This is a genomic window from Pseudomonas inefficax (assembly GCF_900277125.1).
Lineage (GTDB): Bacteria > Pseudomonadota > Gammaproteobacteria > Pseudomonadales > Pseudomonadaceae > Aquipseudomonas > Aquipseudomonas inefficax.
Map to the genome: position 1 here is coordinate 297,144 of NZ_OPYN01000001.1, position 26,046 is coordinate 323,189.

22 protein-coding genes and 1 pseudogene are annotated in these 26,046 nt (G+C 62.8%); 13 read left to right on the forward strand and 10 right to left on the reverse strand.

The features are described from left to right. Positions 1-427: 427 nt before the first annotated feature. Positions 428-1,060, reverse strand: coding sequence for a ribosome biogenesis GTP-binding protein YihA/YsxC (yihA, locus tag JV551A3_RS01475; protein WP_019099202.1), 633 nt, complete (start codon positions 1,058-1,060; stop codon positions 428-430). Positions 1,061-1,261: 201 nt separating this feature from the next. Between yihA and JV551A3_RS01480 the strand changes: the two genes are divergently transcribed. From JV551A3_RS01480 to JV551A3_RS01510, 7 genes and pseudogenes are all read left to right on the forward strand, one after another. Further along, positions 1,262-1,564, forward strand: a complete 303-nt coding sequence (locus JV551A3_RS01480) for a c-type cytochrome (protein ID WP_015268479.1) — start codon at positions 1,262-1,264, stop codon at positions 1,562-1,564. Positions 1,565-1,595: 31 nt separating this feature from the next. Continuing rightward, the gene (locus JV551A3_RS01485) at positions 1,596-2,213 is read left to right on the forward strand and encodes a c-type cytochrome (protein WP_003256951.1); all 618 of its coding nucleotides are present in this window, start codon (positions 1,596-1,598) and stop codon (positions 2,211-2,213) included. Positions 2,214-2,581: 368 nt separating this feature from the next. Further along, positions 2,582-3,214, forward strand: coding sequence for a thiol:disulfide interchange protein DsbA (dsbA, locus tag JV551A3_RS01490; RefSeq protein ID WP_133969846.1), 633 nt, complete (start codon positions 2,582-2,584; stop codon positions 3,212-3,214). A gap of 34 nt (positions 3,215-3,248) precedes the next feature. After that, positions 3,249-4,081: pseudogene (locus JV551A3_RS01495) on the forward strand (endonuclease/exonuclease/phosphatase family protein). A 27-nt stretch (positions 4,082-4,108) separates the two neighbouring features. Further along, on the forward strand, positions 4,109-6,052 hold the full coding sequence (locus JV551A3_RS01500; protein WP_133969848.1) for a GGDEF domain-containing protein: 1,944 nt from the start codon (positions 4,109-4,111) through the stop codon (positions 6,050-6,052). 80 nt (positions 6,053-6,132) lie between these two features. Beyond that, on the forward strand, positions 6,133-6,921 hold the full coding sequence (locus tag JV551A3_RS01505; RefSeq protein WP_133969849.1) for an N-acetylmuramoyl-L-alanine amidase: 789 nt from the start codon (positions 6,133-6,135) through the stop codon (positions 6,919-6,921). Between the two features lie 322 nt (positions 6,922-7,243). Continuing rightward, positions 7,244-8,848, forward strand: coding sequence for an EAL domain-containing protein (locus tag JV551A3_RS01510; protein WP_133969850.1), 1,605 nt, complete (start codon positions 7,244-7,246; stop codon positions 8,846-8,848). Between the two features lie 162 nt (positions 8,849-9,010). On the opposite strand, the gene JV551A3_RS01515 is transcribed toward JV551A3_RS01510, so the two are convergent. Together JV551A3_RS01515 and algB are read right to left on the reverse strand one after the other, a co-directional pair. Continuing rightward, positions 9,011-10,777 carry a KinB sensor domain-containing domain gene (locus JV551A3_RS01515; RefSeq protein WP_133969851.1) on the reverse strand — a complete coding sequence of 589 codons (1,767 nt, stop codon included), beginning with the start codon at positions 10,775-10,777 and terminating at the stop codon, positions 9,011-9,013. Between the two features lie 11 nt (positions 10,778-10,788). Further along, complete coding sequence (gene algB, locus JV551A3_RS01520; protein WP_112251736.1) at positions 10,789-12,135, reverse strand: sigma-54-dependent response regulator transcription factor AlgB; 1,347 nt, start codon at positions 12,133-12,135, stop codon at positions 10,789-10,791. Between the two features lie 211 nt (positions 12,136-12,346). On the opposite strand from algB, the gene JV551A3_RS01525 reads away from it, so the two are divergent. From JV551A3_RS01525 to JV551A3_RS01550, 6 genes are all read left to right on the forward strand, one after another. Continuing rightward, complete coding sequence (locus JV551A3_RS01525) at positions 12,347-13,168, forward strand: BON domain-containing protein (protein WP_133969852.1); 822 nt, start codon at positions 12,347-12,349, stop codon at positions 13,166-13,168. Between the two features lie 174 nt (positions 13,169-13,342). Further along, positions 13,343-13,633: a hypothetical protein gene (locus tag JV551A3_RS01530; protein ID WP_112251738.1), complete on the forward strand. Its 291-nt coding sequence runs from the start codon at positions 13,343-13,345 to the stop codon at positions 13,631-13,633. Between the two features lie 41 nt (positions 13,634-13,674). Then, the gene (locus JV551A3_RS01535; RefSeq protein WP_003252966.1) at positions 13,675-13,836 is read left to right on the forward strand and encodes a DUF1328 domain-containing protein; all 162 of its coding nucleotides are present in this window, start codon (positions 13,675-13,677) and stop codon (positions 13,834-13,836) included. Positions 13,837-13,838: 2 nt separating this feature from the next. Then, positions 13,839-14,309 (forward strand): inhibitor of vertebrate lysozyme family protein, encoded by a 471-nt coding sequence (locus JV551A3_RS01540; RefSeq protein ID WP_133969853.1) that lies wholly within the window; start codon positions 13,839-13,841, stop codon positions 14,307-14,309. Positions 14,310-15,052: 743 nt separating this feature from the next. Beyond that, positions 15,053-16,381 (forward strand): glutamate/aspartate:proton symporter GltP, encoded by a 1,329-nt coding sequence (gene gltP, locus JV551A3_RS01545; RefSeq protein ID WP_025337235.1) that lies wholly within the window; start codon positions 15,053-15,055, stop codon positions 16,379-16,381. Between the two features lie 238 nt (positions 16,382-16,619). Next, positions 16,620-17,849: a nucleoside recognition domain-containing protein gene (locus JV551A3_RS01550; RefSeq protein WP_133969854.1), complete on the forward strand. Its 1,230-nt coding sequence runs from the start codon at positions 16,620-16,622 to the stop codon at positions 17,847-17,849. 143 nt (positions 17,850-17,992) lie between these two features. Here JV551A3_RS01550 and JV551A3_RS01555 read toward each other — a convergent pair whose 3' ends face one another. The 7 genes from JV551A3_RS01555 to JV551A3_RS01585 all read right to left on the reverse strand — a co-directional run bounded on the left by JV551A3_RS01555 (position 17,993) and on the right by JV551A3_RS01585 (position 25,953). Further along, the gene (locus JV551A3_RS01555) at positions 17,993-18,610 is read right to left on the reverse strand and encodes an ABC-type transport auxiliary lipoprotein family protein (RefSeq protein WP_133969855.1); all 618 of its coding nucleotides are present in this window, start codon (positions 18,608-18,610) and stop codon (positions 17,993-17,995) included. Continuing rightward, a complete protein-coding gene (locus JV551A3_RS01560) occupies positions 18,607-19,545 on the reverse strand; it encodes an MlaD family protein (protein WP_133969856.1) in 939 nt (312 codons plus the stop codon). The genes JV551A3_RS01555 and JV551A3_RS01560 overlap by 4 nt, the downstream gene beginning before the upstream one ends. A 3-nt stretch (positions 19,546-19,548) precedes the next feature. Further along, complete coding sequence (locus tag JV551A3_RS01565) at positions 19,549-20,340, reverse strand: ABC transporter ATP-binding protein (RefSeq protein ID WP_013970333.1); 792 nt, start codon at positions 20,338-20,340, stop codon at positions 19,549-19,551. After that, entirely contained in the window at positions 20,337-21,470 is a 1,134-nt protein-coding gene (locus JV551A3_RS01570; RefSeq protein ID WP_133969857.1) for an ABC transporter permease, read from the reverse strand. The genes JV551A3_RS01565 and JV551A3_RS01570 overlap by 4 nt, the downstream gene beginning before the upstream one ends. Positions 21,471-21,689: 219 nt before the next feature. Beyond that, positions 21,690-22,712 (reverse strand): DUF5924 family protein, encoded by a 1,023-nt coding sequence (locus tag JV551A3_RS01575; RefSeq protein WP_133969858.1) that lies wholly within the window; start codon positions 22,710-22,712, stop codon positions 21,690-21,692. 151 nt (positions 22,713-22,863) lie between these two features. Continuing rightward, on the reverse strand, positions 22,864-24,264 hold the full coding sequence (locus JV551A3_RS01580; RefSeq protein WP_112251745.1) for a M16 family metallopeptidase: 1,401 nt from the start codon (positions 24,262-24,264) through the stop codon (positions 22,864-22,866). Between the two features lie 30 nt (positions 24,265-24,294). Beyond that, on the reverse strand, positions 24,295-25,953 hold the full coding sequence (locus tag JV551A3_RS01585; RefSeq protein WP_112251746.1) for a Na/Pi cotransporter family protein: 1,659 nt from the start codon (positions 25,951-25,953) through the stop codon (positions 24,295-24,297). Positions 25,954-26,046: the final 93 nt, after the last annotated feature.

The window sequence follows — 26,046 nt, forward strand, 5'->3', positions numbered from 1 at the left end:
GGGCGGGGAAAGCTGTGTAGGATCCGTGACGTAGGGATGCGGATCCTGGCACGGCTCAGTGCCAGTGGTGCTGAGGTTTCATGAAACTATCGCAAATAGTTTTCAGGGCTTTGGAACTAAACCGGTGAAGCGGAACTCAGAGTAACTGAATGGCTGGTGAAGCCTTTCGATGCTCCTATGTTGTGTTAAGTGTTGGCAGATATCTGGACCCCGCCCTAGCGGTCCGGACTTGGACCCCGAACTTCCCCCTCCCCATACGAAGTCCGGGGTTTTTTTTGCCCGGAATTTGACCTGAGTCTGGTGAAGAACACTGTGGGAGCGGGCGTGCCCGCGAACCTGGGCGAAGCCCAGGCCATGCTCCGCGCTGGATTCTTCGCGGGCACGCCCGCTCCCACAGTAATGTCCCCCAGAGGGGACGGTGCAGGCCTCAGGCTACAGGCTTGTCTTCCAGCTCCATCCAGTCCGCCAGCACCCGGTAGGCGTCTTCCACGCCCAGGCGCTTGGGCGCCGAGAACAGTTGGATGGTCACGCCGTCGCCCCAGCCCTTGCGGATTTCCGACTGCACCTTGAGCAGGGTGTTCTTGCCCGCGCCGTGGGTCAGCTTGTCGGCCTTGGTCAGCAGGATGTGCATCGGCATGCTGCTGGCCTTGGCCCAATCGAGCATCATCTTGTCGAAGTCGGTCATCGGGTGGCGAACGTCCATCATCAGGATCACGCCACGCAGGCACTCCCGGCTGCCCAGGTAGGCTTCCAGGTGTTTCTGCCAGTGCTGCTTGAGCGGAATCGGGACTTTTGCATAACCGTAGCCCGGCAGGTCGACCAAACGCCGTTCATCGTCCAGACTGAAGAAATTCAACAGCTGGGTGCGCCCGGGGGTTTTCGAGGTGCGCGCCAGGCTGGCATGAGTCAGGGTGTTGAGGGCGCTGGATTTGCCGGCGTTGGAGCGGCCGGCGAAAGCCACCTCGTAACCCTGGTCGTCCGGGCATTGTTCGACCTTGGCAGCGCTGAGGGCGAATTTGGCTTTCTGGCAGAGGCCGAGGATGGGGTTCTTGACTTGCATGGGATATCCGATGTGGGTGTTGCCTGACTCTTCAGGTCCGAGCCTGGCAAGCGGTGTCGTTTCCGTTTGGATGGCGGAAGTATATAATGCCCCAGTTTTTGTGTGCTCATTCTCCCAGCGAAGGAGAACGGGCATGGGGTGTCGAACAATAGCTCGCGCAACAGAACGCAGCGCGGCCCCCAACCCTGAAGGTCGTTCCGCATGGCGAAATGGCTGCTTGCTGTCGGTATGTTCCTGCCGTTTTTCAGCGCACAGGCTACACAGGATCCCGAGGTGTTGTACAACCGCACGTGTGCGGCCTGTCACACCGGGCAATTGCCACAGGCACCCAGGCAGGGTGACCGGGCAGCATGGGAGCCAAGGCTGGCGCAAGGCATGGATGTACTGGTGAAGCACGTTACCCAGGGTTTCAAGGCTATGCCGCCGCGTGGATTGTGCATGGACTGCAGTGCCGAGGACTACCGTTTGGTCATCCTTTGGATGAGTGGCAGTCCCGATACATAACATTTCACCCTTAGCCGTGTTGGATTAGCTGATGAACAAACTAGTCGTGAGTCTGCTGTTGACCCTGGGTGTCGCAGGTGCGGCCACTGCTGCGCAACCCGTCAAAGGCGATGCCGCCGCCGGCCAGGCCAAGACGGCCGTCTGTGGCGCCTGCCACAACCCCGACGGCAACAGCCTGGCACCGAACTTCCCGAAACTGGCCGGCCAAGGCCAGCGCTACCTCGAAAAACAATTGCATGACATTAAGTCGGGCAAGCGTACCGTGCTGGAGATGACCGGCATGCTGGCCGCGTTCAGCGACCAGGACCTGGCCGATATCGCCGCCTACTTCTCCAGCCAGAAAGGCAGCGTGGGCGCCGCCGATCCCAAGCTGGTCGAACGTGGCCGGGCGCTGTTCAACGGCGGCGACCTGGAAAAAGGCATGCCTGCCTGCACCGGCTGCCATTCGCCTAACGGCGCGGGTATCGCCCTGGCCGGCTTCCCGCACCTGGGCGGGCAGCACGCGCAGTACGTGACCAAGCAGCTTACCGACTTCCGCGAAGGCAACCGCACCAACGATGGCGATGCCATGACAATGCGCACTATCGCCGGCAAGTTGAGCAACCACGATATCGAGGCGTTGGCCAGCTACATCCAGGGTCTGCACTGAGGCCACGGATAGCCTGTGATGGCCCTATCGCCGGCAAGCCAGCTCCCACCTCGACCGCGTCGACTTTGAGTCATGCGCAGTACCTGTGGGAGCCACTGTCTTGCCCCGTCATGTTGCCTCATTGCCTGTAGGAGCAGCCTGTGCATGCCTGGAAGTCGGTGCTGGCAATGTGGGAGCTGGCTTGCCGGCGATAGGGCCATTACAGGCGGCGTATTAACTTTCAGTTAATGTTGTAGGCCAATGATTAAAGGGCGGCCGGACCGCCCTTTTTTCCGTCCGCAGCCGTTACACTACAGAACTCGACCCCTTCCCGGCTTGTCTCAGTGCAGGTCGCGTCGTGGCGACCAATGACTGCCCAGGAGTAAAGCATGCGTAAACTGATTCTCAGCGCCGCGCTGGTCGCTGCCAGCGTATTCGGTATGACTGCCGTCCAGGCCGCCGAGCCTGTCGCCGGCAAGGAATACCTCGAGCTGAGCAACCCTGTTCCGGTTTCCGTGCCTGGCAAGATCGAAGTGGTCGAGCTGTTCTGGTACGGCTGCCCACACTGCTACCACTTCGAGCCGACCATCAACCCATGGGTCGACAAACTGCCGAAGGACGTCAACTTCAAGCGCGTTCCGGCCATGTTCGGTGGCCCATGGGACGCCCACGGCCAGATGTTCCTGACCCTCGAAGCCATGGGCGTCGAGCAGAAGGTACACGCCGCGGTGTTCGATGCCATCCAGAACCAGAAAAAGCGCCTGACCGACCCGCAGGACATGGCCGACTTCCTCGCCACCCAAGGCGTGGACAAGGATAAGTTCCTCGCCACCTTCAACTCGTTCGCCATCAAGGGCCAGGTCAACCAGGCCAAGGAACTGGCGAAGAAGTACGAGATCACCGGCGTGCCGAGCATGGTGGTCAACGGCAAGTACCGCTTCGACCTGGGTACTGCCGGCGGGCCGGAAGGTGTACTCAACGTTGCCGACCAGCTGATCGCCAAGGAGCGCGCCGCTAAGTAAGCGGCGTAACCCATGCGCCGCTTCAGAACCGCGCGTGGCATTGGCTTGCACCAGCCGCAGGTCAATGAGCATCACCTGCAGGCCCCTGGCCTGCCCGAGGATGGTCGCTTGCGGCTGCTCAGTTTCAACATCCAGGTGGGCATCAGCACCGAGCGCTACCGGCATTACGTGACCCGCAGCTGGCAGCACCTGCTGCCGCATAACGGGCGTGCCGGCAACCTGCAGAAGATTGGCCAACTGCTGGGCGACTTCGACCTGGTGGCCTTGCAGGAGGCCGATGGCGGTAGCATGCGCTCGGGCTACGTCAACCAGGTCGAGCACCTTGCCCACTTGGGGGCCTTCCCCTACTGGTACCAGCAACTCAACCGCAACCTTGGGCGTTTTGCCCAGCACAGCAATGGCGTGCTCAGCCGCCTGAAGCCGCAGCTGCTGGAGGATCACCCGTTGCCCGGCCCGTCTGGGCGTGGTGCGATCCTGGTGCGCTTTGGCGAGGGCGAAGATGCGCTGATCGTGGTAATGATGCACCTGGCCCTGGGAGCCAAGACCCGCGCCTTGCAGCTGGGCTACATCCGCGAGCTGATTGGCGGCTACCGCCACCAGGTGCTGATGGGTGACATGAATACCCATGCAACCGACCTGCTGGAGCACTCGCCGTTGCGCGACTTGGGCCTGGTTGCCCCACAAGTGGAAGCCACCTTCCCCAGTTGGCGCCCACAGCGGTGCCTGGACCACATCCTGCTCAGCCCAAGCCTCACGCTGGAGCGTGTCGAGGTGCTGGCGCAGCCAATTTCCGACCACCTTCCCGTTGCTGTCGAGATTCGATTGCCTGATGCATTGACTGTGGATACGCTGCCGGTCCTGAGCTAATTGCCATCACCGTTTGCGGACCCGGGCATGACTGAAGACGCTGAGCGCTGGAAAGAGAAATACCTGAAAAGCATCGAGCAGCAGGAAAAGCTTGAGCGCCGTTGGGACGCCCGTCTCGACCTGCTGCGTCGCGGCCTGGTACGCAGCACCCTGGCTGCCGAAGGCAGCGACAAGGTGGTGGACCAGTGCATGAAGGAAATGCGCGAGGTCATCCGCAGCGACAACATGGACGCCGGCCTTGCCGGGTTGATTCCACGTCTTGAAAAGGCGGTGCTGGACTCCGAGCAGCGCCGGGAAGCCCGCATGAACCAGGTCAGCGATGCGCTGGCCGCACTGGTGGGCCAACTACAAGGCCTGCCATTGCCAAACGATGTGTCGCGGCCGTTGAAAAAGCTGGCGAAGAAGCTAGATGGCGGTGTGGCCCAGTCACGCGACTTGCCACCGTTGCTTGGCGAGTTGAGCGGCTTGCAGGGCCGCGCGCTGTCAGCCTTGGGCAAGTCGGCTGAGGACGCCCGGCCCGGCTTCTTGCAGCGCTTGTTCGGCAGCCGCGAGGATGACGTGCAAGGCGAGCCAGAGCTTGTGCCGCTCGCGCTTCCGGTTGTCGAGGCGCAGCCCTTGGTGGCACCGGCCGGCGTCGATGCCCCGCAGCCCGACGATGTGGACGCGCTCCTGCCGCTGCCAGCCTCTTCAGCTTCTGTTGTCGAAGCAGCCGTAGCGTCGAAGCCTGTGCTGGAGGCTACTGGCCCGGCGCTGATCGAAACGGCCGAACTGGCACCGGCCCCGCTACCGCAGCCGCTACCGGACGACATGCCGGCATCGGAAGCTGTCGCCAGCGAGTGTCCGGCTGAAGCAGAACCGGCACAAACACTCGAAGAACCCTTCGGTGAAGATGGCACCTACGCCCTGCCTTACGCTGTGGAACCGCCCTACAGCCAGGTTGCCGAGCACATCGAGCATACCCTGATCGGCCTGCTCGATGACCTCAGCCTGCCGGAGCGACACAAAGCCCAGGCGCTCGAGATGCGTGAACGGGTCGCCCGCGGCCTGAACTGGTATGAGCTGATCCCGGTGCTGGATGACCTGGCCGTGCTCATGCTGGCAATAACCGACAGCGGCCAGCACGAATTCGAAACCTATCTGCAGCAGCTCAACGAACGCCTGGAAGGTTTCCAGAGCCACCTGCACGAGGCCAGCGCCGGCCATGCCGATAACAGCTCGGCCGCCCGCGAGCTGGATACCCAGCTGCGTGAGCACGTCGACGGGCTGCAGAGCAGTGTGCAAGGCGCCGCCGACGTCGACAGCCTCAAGCACATCCTGGAAAACCGTCTGGAAGGCCTGTTGGTGACCATGGACGAGCACAAGCATGAGCGTGATCGCCGCGAGCAGGAGCTGGCTGGGCGCCTGCAAGGGCTTTCGGAGCGGGTGGCGAACATGGAGCACGAGGCACTCGGCTACCGCGAGCACCTCGAAGAGCAGCGCCAGAAGGCCTTGCTCGATCCCCTCACCGGTTTGCCCAACCGAGCGGCCTGGAGCGAGCGGGTCGAGCGCGAAATGCTCGAATGGCAGGCTCATGGCGGCCATCTGGCGATGGCGATCCTCGACCTGGACCATTTCAAGCGTATCAACGACAGCTATGGTCACCTGGCTGGGGACAAGGTACTGAAGATCGTCGCCGACCAGTTGCGCAAGCGCCTGCGCAGCGGTGACTTCATCGCCCGGTTTGGCGGCGAGGAGTTTGTTCTGTTACTGCCGCAGACCTCGCCGGCCGCCGCTGCCCAGATAGCCGAGGTGCTGCGAGCCACGGTCGAGGCATGCCCGTTCCACTTCAAGGGCGAACGGGTGGTAATAACCACCTCCATCGGCCTGGGTGCATTCCGGCCCGGCGAGCGCGGCGACCAGGTGCTCAAGCGCGCTGATGCGGCGCTGTACCGGGCCAAGGAATCGGGACGCAACCGCGTCGAGCAGGCATAGCTGGCAGCCGCTGACTCGCGGCAAGCACGGCCCTTGGGGAGCACGTTATACTGTAGCGCTCATACGCTGAGGCCACTGACGTGCTTTCCACGCTTAAAAAAACCCTGATTCCCTTCCTGCTGTTGGCTGTCGCCGGTTGCTCGACCGGCCTGCGCATCGACCGTAGCCACCCTTCGGTCAATCAGGACAACCGCATCCAGTTCGTTGTCCTGCATTACACCAATGCTTCGCTGGAGCGTTCCCTGGCGTTGCTCACCCATGGCGAAGTGAGCAGCCACTATTTGATTGGTGACGGCCCGGCGACGGTGTACCAGCTGGTGGATGAAAGCCGCCGCGCCTGGCATGCCGGTGATAGCCAGTGGCAGGGCCGGACCTGGCTGAACTCCTCCTCCATCGGCATCGAAATCGTCAACCCGGGTTTCACCGACACGCCGAATGGCCGGGTCTGGCATCCTTACAGCGAAGCGCAGGTCCAGTCGCTGATCGCGCTGCTCAAGGACATCGTCAAACGTAACAATATCGAACCACGGCACATCATTGGCCACAGCGATATCGCGCCGCTGCGCAAGCTTGACCCGGGGCCGCTATTCCCGTGGAAGCGCCTGGCCGACGCCGGATTAGGTGTCTGGCCGGATGCCAATGCCGTGGCACGGCAGCAAGCCTATTTCAGCGTCAACCCACCGAGCGTTGGCTGGTATCAGCAGGAGCTGGCCCGGTTTGGCTATGCGATCGAGCAAACCGGGGTACTGGATGTTGCCACCCGCCATGTGATCGCCGCGTTCCAGATGCGTTTCCGCCCGCAGCGCTTCGATGGCATGCCGGATGCGCAGACGGCCGCGATGCTCCAGGTGCTCAACCGCATGCGTTGAGCCGCCAGCGAGGCTCTGTGGGAGATTGCCCAGCCCTTTGGTCTGCGCTGTCGCACAGATAACTGAATTCGCAAGCGATCCTCGTGCCCTGTGGGAGCGGCTTTAGCCGCGAAGAACCCAACGCGGTGCATGGCACCGGCTGCGCCGGTGTTCGCGGCTAAAGCCGCTCCCACAGAGTCCGTGTAGCGCCTGCAAATCGAGTTCTCTGCGCGACAGCGCAGCCTTGGGAGATGGCGATCTCCCAACAAGCGAACGAAACGCCAAACGGCGAGGTGATTCCTGATCCAGTTGCTATACCTTAGTTATCAACTGGATGCCTTCGATGTCAGCCTTGATCGCCTTGCTGCGCCAAATTTTCTACCGTCCCTGGATGCTGGCCACATTGGCAGCACTGGCCAGCGCGGCTCTGTTGCTTTCTGCCAGTATCGGCATTGCCCTGCAACAGATGAAGCAAAGCGAGAGTGCACAGATGAACGCCCAGGGCGAACGCTTTCTCGAGCGCCTCGAGCAGGTGTTCGGCCAGTTGCGCGAAGGGGTCGACCTGTTGCAGGCGCAGCCCTTGCGCGGCTGCAGCCCGGCGATGCTGACGGCATTGCAGCAGGTAGGCCTGAGCTCACGCTTCATATATGAAGCGGCATACGTGGATGGTGATATCGCCTGTTCGAACCGCGGTGATGAGCGGGCGTTCGAACCCTTGCGCATCCCCGACATCCAGGGGCCGACCTACAGCTACTGGCTGAATACCACGACCGAGCCGAACGAGAACCTGGCCGCATTGATGCTGGGGAGGGGCAAGTTCGTGGTATCCACCTCTCGTGGGCACCTGACCGATGTGGTCGACCTGCCCCCGGGCGGCAGCCTGGTCGTGGTGCTGGACAACGGCACCCGGGCTATCCCCGTGCTGGGCCCCCCGCAGGTATGGCCGCCACCCTCGGCCTGGTCGACCAGCCACAAGGCGCTGCTCGAACTCAGCGATCGCCTGATCTACCGAATGCCGACAAAGTCACCGGACTACCAACTGGTGCTGATTGCCCCGAGGGCGAGCCTGCCGTTGAGGATGAACGGCATGCTCTGGCTCCTGTTCCCCGGCAGTGTGCTGGCGGCCTGCTGCATCGGCTGGCTGGTGTTGCAACTGATCCTGCAGCGGCGGTCGATGAGCTCGGAATTGCAGAATGCCTTGCGTCGCGGCGAACTGCAGGTGCTCTACCAGCCGATCTTCGAGCTCGACAGCCGGCGCTGTGTCGGGGCGGAGGCCCTGGTGCGCTGGCGTCGCCCGGACGGCACCCTGACCAGCCCGGACCTGTTCATCCCGTTGGCGGAAAACACCGGGCAGATCCGCCAGATCACCGACTTTGTCCTGCAGCGTGTGCTGGAACAGTTAGGGCAACTGCTGCGCTCGCACCCCAACTTGTACATATCGGTGAACCTGGCGGCTTGCGATGTGATGGTGCCGCGCATTGGACGGGTGGCGGCACGCTTGCTGGCCATGCACCGGGTGGCGGCCAGCCAGATTGCCTTCGAGGTGACCGAGCGCGGCCTGATCGATGTGGTGGTGGCGCGCGACAACCTGCAGGCGCTGCGCGCGGTGGGGCATCAGGTGCTGATCGACGATTTTGGTACGGGTTATTGCAGCCTGGCCTACCTGCAAACCCTGCCGGTGGACTGTTTGAAGATCGACAAGGCCTTTATCGATGCCCTGGGGCACGACGCCGCCAGCAGCGGTGTTGCGCCGCATATCATCCGCATGGCCCACGACCTGCACCTGCGGGTGATTGCCGAAGGCATCGAGTGTGAAGACCAAGCGGTACTGCTGAACAGCGAAGGGGTCAATTATGGCCAGGGCTGGCTTTTTGCCCGGCCACTGAATGCCCGGCAGTTTGCCGAACTGGTGACCCGAGGACGGTTGCCGCGGCGGGTTGAGCATTGAGTGATTGTTGCTGGCCTGCGAGTTCCCTGTAGGAGCGGCCTTGTGTCGCGATGGGCTGCAAAGCAGCCCCAGGATCTTGGCAACAGTGCAGATATCGCAGGGGGCTGCTGTGCAGCCCATCGCGACACAAGGCCGCTCCTACAGGGGGCGAGTCACGAGCCGTCAGACCGGCAGGGCCATGTAGAACTGGGTCCCCTGCCCCGGTCGGGAAAACACGCCCATGCGCCCGCCATGCAGCTGCACGATCTCTTTGCACAACGCCAGCCCCAGCCCCGCGCCGCCTTTCTTGCGCCCTACCTGTACGAAGGGCTCGAAGATGCGCCCTTGTTGCCCATAGGCAATGCCTTCGCCGTTATCTTCGACACTGATGATCACCCGCTCCGCATGCCGTCGTGCGTGCAGGCGGATACGCCCACCGCTGGCGGTATGGCGGATGGCGTTGTGCAACAGGTTGTCCAGCACCCGGTCAAGTTGGGTGACGTCGGCCTGGATACGCGGTAGCGGCGGCTCCAGCTCCGTGATCAGCTCGATCTGCTTGTGCGCCGCCGGTTCGGCAAAGCGCTGTTGTGCACGCCCCAGCAGTTCGTCGATGGCGCAGGGAGCCAGATCGAGCTTCTGCATCCCACTCTGGTAGCGGCTGAAGTTGAGCAGGTCGTTGATCAACTGGGTCAGGCGCTGCATTTCCTCGCCGATGGTCTCCAGCAGGTCATGCTCGCGCGACTCGGGCGGGAACTTGAGCCTCTCGCGCAACAGGCCGAAGGCCATGTGCATGCCGGTCACCGGAGTGCGCAGCTCATGGGAAGCGCGCAGCACGAATTCGCTGCGCACGCGTTCGAAGGCTCGCTGCTCGGTTACATCGTGCAATACCATCACCGCGCCAAGTATCGGCCCTTGCGGGTGGCTGACTGGAGTCAGGCTGTAGGCGAGCAGGCGCGTTTCGTCATCGACGTCCATGTTCAGGTCGTCAGGCTGGCGGTCGAGGTTGCCGCCGCGCAGTACCTGGCGTAGCTGCTGTTCCAGCTCTGGGCGCTGCAGGGCTTCGGCCAGGCTGCTGCCTGCGCGGCTATCGGTCCAGCCCAGCTGGCGCTGCGCCACCGGGTTGAGGTGCTCCAGGCGGCCTTGGCGATCGATGATCAGCAGGCCATCGTCAATGCTATCCAGTACGGCCTGCAAGCGTTGCTGGCCGGCCAGCAGTTCATCGACGTTGGTGGCCTGGTGCTTGCGCAAGGCATCGGCCATCAGGCCAAAGCGTCGGGTCAGTTGGTTCAGTTCCGTGGCTTGTGTGACCGGCAGGGTAACGTCGAAATCGCCCTTGCCGAGTTGGTCGGCTGCTTTGGCCAAGGCTTCGATCGGCTGGCCGAAGCGCCGGGCAATGTTGTGGGCGGTGATGAAGCCCAGTACCAGTACCACCAGGCCCATCAGGCCAAGTACACCGCTGACCAGCAGGGCGTGATCGCGGGTGTGCTCCTCGCTGCGGGTGATGTGCTCCAGGGCCTGCTTGTGGGAATCGATCAGGTCGGTGCGGACCTGGTTGAACGCGGCCCCCAGTGGTTGCTCAACCCCCATGCTGCGCGAGGGCGCCGGGCTGTCGCGATAGGCCTGGAGGAAGGCCTGGTAATTGCTGCTGGCCTTGCTGAAGCCGGTGCGCTCGCCGCCTTGGTCCAGCCCTTGCTCGAGCAGTTTCTGGAAGTTTTCCTGCAGCAGCCGCAGGTTCTCCGGGGCGGTGTCTTCATCAAGGATCAGGGTCAACTGTTCGCCAAGGTTCTGGCGCAACTTCAGTCCTGTTTCCAGGGTGTGGGTGGTATCGCGCACCAGTCGCTGCTGCACCGTGGCCATTTGCAGCACGCTGACCAGGCCCAGCAGCAGCCCGAGCAGGGCCACGGTGACCAGCGCCGAGATGCTGAGGAAAAGCCGCGTGCGCAGCTTCATGGGACGCCACCTCACAGGTTGTACTGCTTGCGCTTGCGGTACAGGGTGGAGGCATCGATCCCCAAGGTCTTGGCTGCCTGGTCAAGGGTATCGCTGGCGGCCAGCACCGCGCCGATATGGGCGCGTTCCAGCTCATCCAGGCTCAGCGCGGCGCCGACGCGCGGAGCATTGCCTGCAGGCTGCTCGCCCATGCCCAGGTGGCTGATTTCCACACGTTCCTGCGGGCAGATGATGCTGGCCCGCTCTACCACGTTGCGCAGTTCGCGAATGTTGCCGGGCCAGCGGTAGTTGAGCAGGGCTGTGCGGGCTTCGTCACTGAAACCGCGGGCAGGCCGGGAGTATTCCTTGACGAAGCGGGCGAGAAAGCGGTCGGCCAAGGTCAGGATGTCTTCACTGCGCTCGCGCAGCGGCGGCAGGTGCAGGGTGATGACATTCAGGCGATACAGCAGGTCTTCGCGGAAGCGGCTCTCTCGCACCATCTCTTCGAGGTTGAGGTTGGTGGCGGCGAGGATACGCACATCGGCGCGACGGGTGACCGGGTCGCCGACGCGCTCGTATTCCTTGTCCTGGATGAAACGCAGCAGTTTGGGCTGCAAGGTCAGTGGGAAATCGCCGATCTCGTCGAGAAACAGCGTGCCCCCATCAGCCTGGCTGACACGCCCCAGGGTGCTTTCGCTGGCGCCGGTGAAGGCGCCGCGGGTGTGGCCGAACAACTCGCTTTCCATCAGCTCGGCGTTCAGTGACGGGCAGTTGATGGTCACGCAGGATTTGCGCGCGCGCTTGCTCCAGCCATGTATGGCCCGGGCCAGCTCACCTTTACCTGTGCCTGACTCGCCAAGGATGAGGATGTTGGCATCGGTGGTAGCGACCTGGCGGGCGGTTTCCAGCACTGCCATCATCGCCGGACTGTGCGAGTCGAGGCCGTCCTTGGGTTTGCGCACTTCACCTTCCAGGGCCTCCAGGCGCGCGGAAAGCTGACGCACTTCCAACTGCTTGGAAGTAGCCAGGCGCAGCTGGTCGGGGCTGCACGGTTTGACCAGGTAATCGGCGGCACCGGCCTGGATCGCGTCTACCGCCGTATCGATCGCCGAGTGTGCGGTGACGATCACCACCCGCATCCAGGGGGCCTGGATACGCATCTGCGCCAGCACATCGAGGCCGTTGTCCTCGCCCAGGCGCAAATCGAGGAAGCAAAGGTCGAAGACCTGGCGTTGCAACAAGGCTTCGGCCTGGGCGGCGCTGTTGGCGGTGGCCACATTGTAGCCCTCGTCCTCCAGGCAGTAGCGGAAGGTGCGCAGGATCGCGGACTCGTCATCCACCAGCAGAATGCGGCCTTGGTTGTCCTGGGCTGACTCCATGTGCTGCGCTCCTTTAGGAAAGATCTTCATTTAGTGTGGGAAAAATCGGGCAAGTTGCATGGTCCATTGTGAAGGAACCTGTCCTTTGCATGCTAGCCACTGGCCAATCGGCGCTTGGAGGCCGCGCTTTTCAGATGATTTTCTTAGAGGGTCACGGTGGCACATTGGTTGCGAGGATTTTCAGTTTTTGCCTACAAGAGGAGGCACTGTCATGCGCTTTTCCATCCGCGCCGCCATGTTGGCAGCCACCCTGCTACCAGGGTTCACGCCGGTAGTCGCCGATCCGGTACAGGACGCCCGCCTGGAGGGGGCGCTGCAAACCGCCCTGTCGCTGAACCGCATGCTCGACCCGTTCCGTATCCAGGTCGAGGTGGACGGCAAGCAGGCGCGGCTTTCCGGGGAGGTGGAGAACGACGTCGAGCGCCAGCTGGCAGAGCATGTGGCCCTGGCTACCCGTGGCATCGAGCAAGTGGACAACCAGCTGCAGGTCAATGCCCAGCTGGTGGAACGCCCGCTGGAGTTGCGTGCCTATGCCCAGCGCCTGGAGGATGCCACCCTGGCTGCAGTGATCCGTGCGCGGCTGTTGTGGAGCCGTACCACCGAGAAGGCGCCTATAGATGTACAGAGCAGCGAAGGCGTGGTGACCCTGCGCGGCAAGGTCGACAGTGCCGAGGCCAAGGAGCTGGCTGGCGTGGTGGCGCGTACCACCGAGGGCGTGCACCTGGTCAACAACCTGGTCAGCCTCGATAGTGCCGCCATGGCCAAGGCCCGGGAAGCTCCGGTGGGGGTGCCGACCGGCCCGCAGCCGAGCGACAGCTGGATCATCGACAAGATCCAGAACAGCTACCGGTTCAGCCGCAACCTTGATGGCCTGAACCTTAAGGTGGCCAGCGAAGAGGGGCTGGTTCGGCTTTCGGGCGAAGTGGTCAGCAGCGAGCAGAAAACCATCGCCGTGGAGATCGCCCGGCAGATCATCGGCGTGCGCGGGGTGGATGCCGACCTGCTCAAGGTGGCGACCAAGGTCGAGGGCTGATCGTGCAATTCGCACGGCTGCACGGACCGCATCGTGCAGGATACGTCCTTGCCGATTTCGGGCGATTCGGATAACTATTTGATTTTATTGAATTTTATCTGGATCAAAAGGCTGGCATGCAGGCTGCAATTACCTGTTCAGGTTTGAACAAGAATTACAGCAGGAGGAGCCGGCATGAACCGCCAATCCGTCAACCGTTTGCAGAGCGCCGCACTGCCCCTGCGCCAGATGCTGTCACTCGGCTTGGCGTTGTTGCTGACCTTGGCCGCTGGCCTCTTCTATTACAGCTGGCAGACCGCGCGCCTGGCCGAGCAAGTGGCGGCGCAGACCGCCCTGTTGACGCAGATTCAGGCAACCCGTGCCAACACCCTGGTCAAGGCCGTCGACCCGCTGCCAACCGGCCAGGCCACTACCTCACCGGCCACGCTGGAAAATGTCGTACCCCAGGACCGCTGGGTGTTCTGACCGCCGACCAGACCGATTCTGAAAAAGAAAGGAGAACCACCATGCTGAGTTGGGCTATCACTTTCCTCATCATCGCCATTGTCGCCGCCGTACTGGGCTTCGGTGGTATCGCGGGCGCTGCCACCGGTATCGCGAAGATTCTGTTCATTGTCTTCCTGGTGCTGTTCGTAGCCTCCTTCTTCTTTGGACGTGGACGAGGTTGAAGATGGGCAGGAAGCGTTGGACATCCCTGGCTGCCGCCCTGTTACTGGGCGGCAGTGCGGCGGCGATGGCGGCCAATGACGGCCAGGTCCGGGTCGACCAGTTGCTCGGCTCGGACCCTGAGTACCGGGAAACCTGGCAGGACACGATCAAAGGCGAGGAACGCCTGCCTGATTGGGTGGTCAATCTGACCGGCAGTGCCCAGCAGCAGATGTCTGCCGTTACCGAAGACGGCGACAAGTATCTGGTCGGCCCATTATGCGAAGGCCCGGACAACTGCACCTACAAGCGCCTGATCGTGGCGTTCAGCTGGGACAAGGACGATGCCTACGGGATGCTCGTGGAGGTACCCGAAGGTTTGCCCAACGACAAGTCGCCCACCCGCCATGCGCAGTACCGCTGGCTGGGTGAACCGGACGACGGCATGAAGGCGATGCTGCAGGAGCAGCTCAAGCGTGACCCGAACTGGTACTGAGCGTTTGTACCCGGTACGGATGAAAGGTCATGCACTGTCACACAATAGAAGCTGAACCTTTCTATATTTCAGCCTTCTATGATGCGCCGCCCCGAGGAGGGGCTGCACATGACCAAGGGGCCGGGCCGTTCTGATTGTTGCAGGATCGGAGTGGCCTAGGGGTACAGGGAGTACCTCCAGCAATGGGCCGGGTCAGGAAAGGCGGAATCGGAAGTTTCAGGTCGGCGGTGTCATAGGGGCACTTGACCAGACCTGGCTTCCGAGGAGCCATGTAGGAAACGTCTCTTCCCTGCACGATTTTCTCTTCGAGACACATTTTGTCTCGACCGCACATCAATTTTTTTCGATCATACCGGCGCTTGTTCAAGCGGCATTTCAGCCATTCGGATTGTCGAACAGGCCATCTTCCCCATCCTTTTCATCCTGCCAAATCTGCCTAAATATGGCGGTTTGGTCTTGTTCGGGATTCCGAACGTTGTAAATCAAGCACTTGCGAACCTCCCGTTTTGGTCAGAAACGTTATGCATAAACGGCATGGGTCATGCGCTTCCGGCATTAGATTTCCCCCTTTGCCATCGCAATAGTTGCCGCCTTTTTCGCCGGTCGAGCGCCCTGTCGCTTGCCTGCGGTGTCCTTACATGAAGTCGCCGGACGGAAGCAGCTGCTGCTCGTGACCTAGCCAACGGCTCTGTTACGGGCTTTTCCGTTGGGTAGCCATGACCACTAGAACAAAGGGTAAAGACATGAAGAAGGCAAAACTGAGCCTCGCCTGGCAGATCGTCATCGGTCTGGTCCTGGGTGTTGCAATCGGCGCGCTACTGAATCATTTCAGTGCAGAAAAGGCATGGTGGATCAGCAATGTCCTCCAGCCTGCTGGTGACATCTTCATTCGCCTGATCAAGATGATCGTCGTCCCGATCGTGATTTCGTCGCTGATCGTGGGTATCGCCGGGGTTGGCGACGCGAAGAAACTGGGCAGCATCGGCCTGAAGACCATCATCTACTTCGAAGTGGTGACCACCATCGCCATCGTCGTCGGGCTGGTGTTGGCCAACCTGTTCCACCCGGGCGCCGGCATTGACATGAGCACCCTGGGGACCGTGGACATCTCCAAGTACCAGGCCACCGCGGCCGAAGTGCAGCATGAGCACGCGTTCATCGAAACCCTGCTGAACCTGATCCCGTCGAACATCTTCGCAGCGCTGATGCGTGGCGAAATGCTGCCGATCATCTTCTTCTCGGTAATGTTCGGCCTGGGCCTGTCGAGCCTGCAGGCAGAGCTGCGCGACCCGCTGGTACGTACCTTCCAGGCGGTTTCCGAGACCATGTTCAAGGTCACCCACATGATCATGAACTACGCCCCTATCGGCGTGTTCGCCCTGATCGCCGTGACCGTCGCCAACTTCGGTTTCAGCTCGCTGCTGCCGCTGGCCAAGCTGGTGCTGCTGGTGTACTTCGCCATCGCCTTCTTCGCCTTCATGGTGCTGGGCCTGGTCGCCCGCCTGTTCGGCTTCTCGGTGATCAAGATCATGCGCATCATGAAAGATGAGCTGATCCTCGCCTACTCCACCTCCAGCTCCGAAACCGTGCTGCCGCGCGTGATCGAGAAGATGGAGAAGTACGGTGCACCGAAGTCGATCTGTTCGTTCGTGGTACCGACCGGCTACTCGTTCAACCTCGACGGTTCGACCCTGTACCAGAGCATCGCGGCAATCTTCATTGCCCAGCTGTACGGTATCGACCTGTCGTGGAGCCAGCAGCTGCTGCTGGTGCTGACCCTGATGGTCACTTCCAAGGGTATCGCTGGCGTACCGGGTGTTTCCTTCGTGGTGCTGCTGGCCACTCTGGGCAGCGTTGGCATCCCGCTGGAAGGCCTGGCCTTCATCGCCGGTGTCGACCGGATCATGGACATGGCCCGTACAGCGCTGAACGTTGTCGGCAACGCTCTGGCAGCCCTGGTCATCGCCCGTTGGGAAGGCATGTACGACGCAGCCAAAGGCGAGAAGTACTACGCCTCGCTGATGGCCGGTAAGCAGGAAGCGGCCATGGTTGGCGAAGCTGCCAAGCGCTGAGCCTGACTGCTTTTTTGACCAAGAGCCCCGACTTGTCGGGGCTTTTTGTTGCCTGTGAGATTTGGGGCCGCTTTGCGGCCCTTTCGCGACGCAAGGCCGCTCCCACAATGGCCGGTGTTCGCCGATCTCTGTGGGAGCGGCCTTGTGTCGCGATACGAGGGCGCAGCCCTCGCCTGCGGTCTCCAGCCTTGAGCCCCGATACGCTATCATTCGGGCATTTTTCAGGGGGAACACTCGGATGCTCAACGGCCTTTGGCTTGGCTTTTTCCTGGTGGCGGCAGTGTCCGCCCTGGCCCAATGGCTGGTAGGCGGCAACGCCGGCATCTTCGCGGCGATGGTCGAGAGCATATTCGCCATGGCCAAGCTGTCGGTCGAGGTGATGGTGCTGCTGTTCGGCACGCTGACCCTGTGGCTGGGCTTTCTCAAGATCGCCGAGAAGGCTGGCATCGTCGAGTGGCTGGCCAAGGTGCTCGGCCCGCTGTTCGCCCGGCTGATGCCGGAAGTTCCACCCGGTCACCCGGCGCTGGGCCTTATCACCATGAACTTTGCCGCCAACGGGCTGGGCCTGGACAACGCCGCCACGCCGATCGGCCTGAAGGCCATGCGCGCGCTGCAGGAGCTGAACCCCAGCAGCACCACGGCGAGCAACGCGCAGATCCTGTTCCTGGTGCTCAACGCCTCGTCGCTGACGCTGCTGCCTGTAACCATCTTCATGTACCGGGCCCAGCAAGGCGCGGCGGACCCGACCATGGTGTTTCTACCCATCCTGCTGGCCACCAGTGTCTCGACCCTGGTCGGCCTGCTGTCGGTGGCGGTGATGCAGCGCCTGCGCCTGTGGGACCCGGTTGTGCTCGCCTACTTCATCCCCGGCGCTTTGCTGCTGGGTGGTTTCATGGCTTTTCTTGGCACCTTGTCGGCAGCGGCGCTGGCCAGCTTGTCGTCGATTCTGGGTAACCTCACGCTGTTTGGCGTGATCATCCTTTTCCTGGTGATTGGTGCCTTGAAGCGGGTGAAGGTTTATGAAGCCTTTGTCGAAGGCGCCAAGGAAGGCTTCGACGTGGCCAAGAACCTGTTGCCCTATCTGGTGGCGATGCTGGTGGCAGTGGGAGTGCTGCGTGCTTCAGGCGCGCTGGAGCTGGCCCTGGACGGTATTCGCCATGCGGTGAACTGGATGGGCCTGGACACCCGCTTCGTGGAGGGCCTGCCCACTGCTCTGGTCAAGCCGTTCTCCGGCAGCGCGGCGCGGGCGATGCTGATCGAGACCATGCAGAGCCAAGGCGTGGACAGCTTCCCGGCGCTGGTTGCTGCGACGATTCAGGGGAGTACCGAAACTACCTTCTACGTGCTGGCGGTTTACTTCGGTGCGGTGGGGATCCAGCGCGTGCGGCATGCGGTGGGGTGTGCGCTGCTGGCCGAATTCTCCGGTGTGGTCGCAGCGATCTTCGTCTGCTACTGGTTCTTCGCCTGACGCGGACCGTTGTGGGAGCGGCCTTGTGTCGCGAAAGGGCCGCACAGCGGCCCCAGGATTTCGGCGCTCATGCAAGAATCGCCGGGGCCGCTTCGCGGCCCTTTCGCGACACAAGGCCGCACCCACAAAAAGCAGGCAGGGGTTCAGTGAGCAGGAGCGCTGGCTGCTTGCGCAATGGTCCAACTGACCACCTGCCCGGTCAGTTGGTCACAGGCCTTGCCAAAGCCGGCAACCACCGCTGACACCTGCTTATCGGCCAATGGCTGGCGGATTTCGAAGCGCTTGCTGGCCAGGATCCGTTGGGTGCGGCCCTGCACCAGGCGTGCGTCATAGCGGATCACCACCTCCACCGCCCCGTCCGTGCGGTACTCGGTCTGGAATGCCTGCAGCTCACCCGCCAGCTCGTAGTCGGCCTGCAGGTTGCTGTCGTCGGCGCTCAGGCGTTGCACCTGGCCGTCACGCTGGAAACCATCGAGCAGGCGGTTGCGGACCAACACCGGCACTGCATCGCTCCAGCGCGCGCCCTTGTAGCTGCTGACCACATCGCCCTGGGGAATCACGGCAATCCGTGGCCCGGCCAGCACTTCGCTGGCCAGCGGCTTGTTCAGGCGCAATGACCAGTCCAGCGCCGGCGCCGTCCGGCCGGGCTGGTTCACGGGCAGGCGGTACAGGTCGACGGGCTCGCTCTGCGGCAGGATCGAGCAGGCACTGGCCAGGCTCAATGCGGCCGCCAGAGCCAGCAGGCGCAGCGACGGTTTCATGGTTGGAACTCCTTGTTGTTGTCGCGGCCGAGCAGGTAGCCGCTAGGGTCGGCCTCCAGTTGCCGGGAAATGCCTTTGAGTGCGTTGAGGGTTTCGCGCAGCTCGCGAATCGCCGGGGTCAGCTGGTTCAGGCCCTGTGCACCGTCGCCAATGGCTTCGCGGTTGTCCTCGAGCAGGCGGTTGATGGTGGCGGTGCTCTCGGCAAGTGACTGCATGGCTTGCTCGGCGCTGCCGATTGCCTGCTTGCCTTCGCTGCCGAGCAGGCCGTTGGCATTGCGCATCAGTGCCTGGGTTTCGGCCAAGGTGGCGCTGGCCTGCTTGCCCACCTGCACCAGTTGCTCGATGGCCTGGGTGATGCTGCCGTGCTGGCCAGCGAAGGCGCCAGTGGTCTTGTCGAGGTTGGACAGGGTGTTGCTGAGGTGGCCGATGTTGTCTTCGGAAAACATCTGGTTGGCGTTGTGCAGCAGCAGGTTGATGTTGGTCACCAGGTCGCTGCTGTCATTGAGCAGGCGCGAGATTGGCGAGGGCGAGGCGATGATCACCGGCAGCTTGCCGTCCTTGCCTTTCAGCTCAGGACTTTGCGGGGTGCCGCCGCTGAGCTGAATGAACGAGTTGCCGGTCACACCGGCCAGGGTCAACTTGGCCTGGGTGTCTTCCTTCACCGGGGTGTCGGCGCTCAGGCGCACCCGTGCCAGTACCCGGCGCGGGTCTTTCGGGTCCAGGCGCAGGGTGGACACATCACCCACCTTGATGCCGTTGTACTGCACCGGGCTGCCGCGGGACAGGCCGGAGACGGCTTCGTTGAACACCACTTCGTAGTCCTTGAAGGCGTCGTCGACACTCGACTTGGCCAGCCACAGGCCGAAAAACATGGCGCCGGCCACCACCAGGACAGTGACCAGGCCGATAAGAACGTGATGGGCTCGGGTTTCCATTGCTCAGCGCTCCTGCCCGGCACGGGTGGCGGCCTGCTCGGCTGCGCGCCCGCGTGGGCCATGAAAGTATTCTTGAATCCAGGCGTCGTCGGTCTGCTCGACCTCTGCCAGCGGGCCGGCCACCAGGACCTTCTTCTGCGACAGCACGGCGATGCGGTCGGTAATGGTGTACAGCGTGTCGAGGTCGTGGGTGATGAGGAACACCGACAGGCCCAAGGCGTCACGCAGGGTCAGAATCAACTGGTCGAAGGCGGCGGCGCCGATCGGGTCCAGGCCGGCGGTGGGCTCGTCGAGGAACAGGATGTCCGGGTCCAGTGCCAGGGCACGGGCCAGCGCTGCGCGCTTGATCATGCCCCCCGACAGCGAAGCCGGGTACTTGTCGGCGGCCGAGATCGGCAGCCCGGCCAGGGCCAGCTTCACTCCGGCCAGGTGCTCGGCATCGGCGCGGGACAGCCCGGCGTGCTCGATCAGCGGCAATGCCACGTTTTCGGTGACGGTCAGCGAAGAGAACAGCGCGCCCTTCTGGAACAGTACGCCGAAGCGCCGTTCGACCAGTGAACGCTGCTCTTCGCGCAGGCCGGCCAAGTCCTGGCCGAAGACCTTGATCTGCCCTTCGTCCGGCCGCCGCAGGCCAATGATGCTGCGCAGCAGTACCGACTTGCCGCTGCCCGAGCCGCCGACCACGGCGAGAATCTCGCCGCGATATAGGTCGAGGTCGAGGTTTTCGTGCACGCTCTGGCGGCCGAAGCGGTTGCAGATGCCGCGGGCCTCGATCACGCGTTCCTGGCCATTCACCAGCCCATCTCCATGAAGAACAGTGCAGCCACCGCATCCAGCACGATGACCACGAATATCGACTGCACCACTGCCGAGGTGGTGTGCGCGCCCACCGATTCGGCGCTGCCGCTGACTTTGAAGCCTTCCAGGCAGCCAATGGCGGCGATCAGGAAGGCGAAGAACGGAGCCTTGGCCAGGCCGACCAGGAAGTGCTGCACGCCGATGTCGCTTTGCAGCAGCGACAGGAACATGGCTGGCGAGATGTCCAGTGTCAGCGCGCATACCACCGCGCCGCCAACGATGCCGCAGATCATCGCGATGAAGGTCAGCAAGGGTAGCGAAATCAACAGCGCCAGTACCCGCGGCACCACCAGCAGCTCCATGGGGTTCAGGCCGAGGGTGCGGATGGCGTCGATTTCCTCGTTGGCTTTCATCGAGCCGATCTGTGCGGTGAACGCGCTGGCAGTGCGGCCGGCCATGAGGATGGCGGTCAGCAGCACGGCGAACTCGCGCAGGAACGAGAATGCCACCAGGTCGACGGTGAAGATGGTCGCGCCAAAATCGGCCAGCACCGTGGCGCCGAGGAAGGCCACCACTGCGCCCACCAGAAAGGTCAGCAGGGCGACGATTGGCGCGGCGTCCAGGCCGGTCTGTTCGATGTGCGCCACGACCGGGGTGAAGCGCCAGCGATGGGGTTGCAGGGCCCGGCGCAGCAGGGTTTCAAGGATCAGGCCAACGAAGCCGAGTACCTGCATGGTGTCTTGCCACAGGGTACCGACGGCGCAGCCGATGCGTTCCAGCAGCAACAGCAGCACGTTGCGCTCGGGTTCCTTGACCGGGATGCAGTAATCCTGCACAGAGCAGTAGACGTTCTTTAGTAGCGCGCGGCTGGCTTCGGGCAGGTCGTGGGTGCAGCGAGACAGGCGCTCGGAGCCGAGCAGTTCGGCCAGCAGCGAGGCACCGGCGGTATCCAGGCGGCCCAGTTGGCTGAGGTCGGCGACGGTATCGGCAGCGTATTGCGCGCGCAGGCGCTCGCTCTCACGCTTGAGGCTGGCGTAGTGCGCCAAGGTCCAGTCACCGGTAATGCGCAGGCAGGCCGGTTGGCTACTGGTGTCCAGGGTGGCGCTGGGGGTGGTCATCGGCTCCATGCTACTGACTCGGCGCTAAGGCTTAGGGGCTGATCATAGCGCAGCGGGCATGGGCTGTTTGGTCATTATGTGCTGTGTGCGTATCTGCAGCAGGGACCTGTAGGAGCAGCCTTGTGCTGCGAAAGGGCCGCAAGCGCCGACGGGAATGGTCTGGCTGTACCGGCCCTTTCGCAGCACAAGGCTGCTCCTACACAGGGATTGCGCAAGGCAGGGGCAAAACTACCCAGCCTGCGCGTCGTCGACCACCTTGAAGCGCAGCACGCCAATCACCTGGCCATCTTCGGTCAGCACCCTCACCTGCCACTTGCCCACCGGGTTCGGCGGGAAGTTCTGTTTGTGGGTCCAGGCCCGGTAGCCTTCCTTGCGCCCACCGTGGATGTCCAGGGCAATACGGTCGACTTCTTGGCCGTCCTTTTGCCACACGTGATAGATCCGCTCATTCAGGCCGCGTGGTGCGTTGATCGCAGTGTAGGCGTACAGGCCGCTGCTACGGATGCGGCTGGCGGCAATCTCGTCCAGCGAATCGCTCGGCTGGCGGTTCAGTACTTCGGTGCTGACCGCCACTTCGGTCATCCACAGGGTCGCTGGTGGCACCCAGGAGCGCAGCAGCCAGCCCCCGCCGCCGACCGACAGGGTGACCACCACCAGGGCCACGGCGCGGCGCCAGTTGTTGATCGGGAAGCTGCTGACAAGGCTGGGGAACGACAGGGCCATGGCTGCGATAAGGGCCAGCTTGAAGCTTTGCGCAGTGGTCAGGTGCAGGATGATTGGCAGCGCAGTCAGCAGGGCGGCGAACAGGGTCAGGGTATGCAGCGCCAGGAACAGCCAGCGCCTCGGTGCCAGCCATTTGTAGTACAGCGGGTCGATGATCGAGATCAGCCCGGCGGCCCCGAGCAGGCCGGTGAACACCAGCTGGCCGCTGTTCCAGGTGGTGGTGATGAAGAAGAACGGCAGTACGAAGAACAATGATTCCTGGTGGATCATCTGCGTCGCGTAGCGCAGCAATGGCTGTGGAATTTCGCGGTTGAAGGTGCGCGCGAACAGGCCGGTGAGGGTGTTTTCCAGCATCAGCCAGAGCCAGCTGACCAGCATGAGCACGGCTATCCAGCTGGCCAGGCCAGCCTGGCGGTCGACCAGGATGAAGCTGCCGATGCCGGAGAGGAAACCGCCGAGCGCGATGATGCCGGGGTAGCGTTTGAGCAGTTCGATGATGCGCTGGACGATGTGGGGGATTTGGGGCATTGGGGGCTACAACAGAAAGGATATAGTGGCTGTGCCGGCCTCTTCGCGGGCATGCCCGCTCCCACAGTGTTCAGCGATAACGCGGACCTTGTGGGAGCGGGCGTGCCCGCGAAGGGGCCGGTACTGGCAAAAGGATACCGCCGATTCACCGCTAGCGTGTAGCACCGCCCGGCTTTTCCGGACCATGCCGCCGCCAGCGCAACAGCCCCGCCGCTAGGATCAGCCCCAACAGCAAGGCAACCAGCCCGTAGAGCTCATCATAGCCAAGGAACGGCTTCTCGATACGCACATAGCCATCTTCCTTGAGCAGTTCCTTGAGCGCCTCGTTGGCCTGCGCCAGGCTTACCTGGCGCAACTTGCGCACCGGGTTGGCGAAGCGCCCGTCGCTATAGTCGTTCAACGCGCCCCAGTAGTAGTCGGCCAAGGCACTGTTGCCCTGGGTGCTCCAGCTTTCCTTGGCGACGCTGGCGTACTTGATGCGCTCGAAGATGTCCGGGTCGAGGCCTTCCTTGCGCAGGTGGTCGAACAACTTCTGCATCACCTCGACCGCCTGGTCGATGTCCTCGCGCTCCAGGTCGGCATTGAGGCTCAGCAGGCCGGTGTCGCCAAAGCTCTCGCGTTTTGCCGAGGGGCCGTAGGACAACCCGTTGCGCAGGCGCAGTTGATCGTATAGCGCCCAATCCAGGTAGTGCGACAGCAGGTCGAGGGTGGCCTGGTGGTCGTTGTCCAGCACTGGCTCGACGAACAACCAGTGCAGCTTGACGCTGTCCCCCAACCAGCCGCGGGTCAGGTCGCGGCGCTGTTCAGCTTGCTGGCCGATGCTTTCCAGGGTGCGGCGTTCCTCCGGCTCGGTGGCGGGCAGTTCGCCAAAGGTGCGCTCCAGATAGGCCGGCAGCAGGCGGTCGAGTCCGCCGACCACGATCAGGGTCATGTTGTTGGCCGCGTACCAGCGGTCACGCAAGGTGTTCACCTGCTCCAGTGTCATGTCGTCGAGGTTGGAGCGCTCCGGGCATTTCAGGCCCAGCTCGGTGGCCAGCTGGTCACTGGCGGGGTGGCCGATGTCCTGGCGGTCGAGCCAGCGCTGCAGGTGGCCATAGTGGCCGCCATCCTCACGCTCGATGATGCGCTTGGCAGTGGCCAGGGCTTTGGCATCGATGCGGGTGTCGTGAATCACTGCCAGCAGCAGGTCGAGAACCTTGCGCTGGTTGCGCGCCGGGGCTTCGATGACGAAGGTAGTGTCGGCGCTGCTGGTATAGGCGTTCCACTCGCCGCCCAACGATTGCAGGCGCTCTTCCAGGCCCCCCTCGCCGGTTGCGTCGATGCCGCTGAACAGCAGGTGTTCGAGCAGGTGCGGCAGCTCTTTCTGCTCGCAATTGAAGTCATCCAGGCCGACGCCGACCACCAGGCGAATCGCCACATGGTCACGTTCATAGCCGTTTTTCAGGATGACCTGAAGGCCATTGGGTAAAAGGTAACCTTCAACCCGCGAGCGGTCGAGGGCGAACGAGGGCAGGCTGCAGATCAGCAGGCAAACGAACATCAGGCAACGCATGGGCGAGCTTGGGTCCTCAGGTAGGCGAAATCACGGCAAACGGGCTTCGTCCGGCACGCTGTCGAGCATCAGCCCGCCCGTGTCCGAGCCGCCCAGTACCACATAGGCACTGCTACAGAACAAAGAGTTCAACCGTTTCATGTCGGCGATCAGCTCCAAGTGTAGCGAACTGGTCTCGATACTTTGCACTACCTTGCGCTGCAGGCGGCTGACATGGGCGTGGGCAAGGCGCCGTTCCTGGGCGCGAAAACGGCGTTTTTCCCGCAGCAGCAGGCGGGCGCTTTCCGGGTCGGCACTGAGGAACACCGACAAGCCCAGGCGCAGGTTGGCCAGCAGCTGTTCCTGCAAGCCGGTCAGCTCTTCCAGGCCCACCTGGGAAAACTCCCGGCGCTGGCTGGTTTTCTGCTGCTGCACCTTGCGCAGCATGCGCTCGATCAGGTCACAGGCCAGCTTGAGGTTGATCGCCAGTTCGATGATTTCTGCCCAGCGGCGGTTGTCCTGCTCGCTGAGGTCTTCACGCGTCATCTGCGCCAGGTACAGCTTGATCGCGCTATACAGGGCTTCGGCATCCTCGCCCAAGGCGCGCACCTGCTGCGGCAGGGCGGCCTGGGTGCCGCGCAGGGCCGCGAGCATGGCTTCGAGCAGGCTGTCGACGATATCTCCCAGGCGCAAGGTTTCGCGGGAGGCGTTGGCCAAGGCCAGGCTGGGGGTTTCCAGCGCCGAGGTGTCGAGATGGCGCGGGCGAATCTGGCCGTTGCCGTTTTCCCGTTCGGGCAGCAGGCTGTTGCACAGCCGGCCCATGGGTTTGACCGTGGGCAGCATGATCAGGCAACGCAGCGTGTTGTAGAGCAGATGGAAGCCGATGACCAGCTCCTGTGCGCTGAAGCTCAGTGAGTCCATCCAGCCCACCAGCGGGTGCAGCACGGGGATGATCAGCAACAGGCCGATCAGCTTGTACAGCAAACTGCCCAGTGCCACGCGGCGCCCGGCGGCGTTTTGCATGCTGGTGCTGATGAAGGCCAGCAGCCCGCTGCCGATGTTGGCGCCAACCACCAGGCCGATGGCCACCGGCAGGCTGATCACTTCGGCACCGGCCAACGTTGCGGTGAGCAGCACGGCGGCCAGGCTGGAATAGGAAATCATGGCGAACAGTGCGCCGACCAGGGCGTCGAGCATGATGTCGCCGGTCAGCGAAGCGAACAGCACCTTCACGCCCTGGGCGTGGGTGATGGGTGTCGCTGCCTGCACGATCAGCTCCAATGCCAGGATGATCAGACCAAGCCCGATGCCTACCCTGCCCAGCTGGCCGGCCCGCGTCTGTTTGCGCGAGAGGAAGAAGATCACACCCAGGAAGATCAGCAGCGGCGACAGCCAGGACAGGTCCAGGGTCAGCACCCGGGCCATCAGGGCGGTACCCACGTCGGCGCCGAGCATGATCGCCAAGGCCGGAGTCATGGCCATCAGCCCCTGGCCGACGAACGAGGTGACCAACATGGCTGTGGCATTGCTGCTTTGCACCATGGCCGTGACCAGAATGCCGGCGACGAACGCCAGCGGGCGTTTGCTCATGTTCTGGCTGATGATGCGCCGCAGACTCGAGCCGAATACCCGAAGGATGCCGGTGCGCACGATGTGGGTGCCCCAGACCAGAAGCGTAACGGCCGAGAGCAGGTTGAGCAGGGTCAGCATGGCGACGGCCCCCTGTTGCATTGGCCCAGAGGGCCAAGAGACGAAGCGTGAGCGTTTGAAGAATTTTCAGTGCTCACTCAAAGCTTTAGTTGT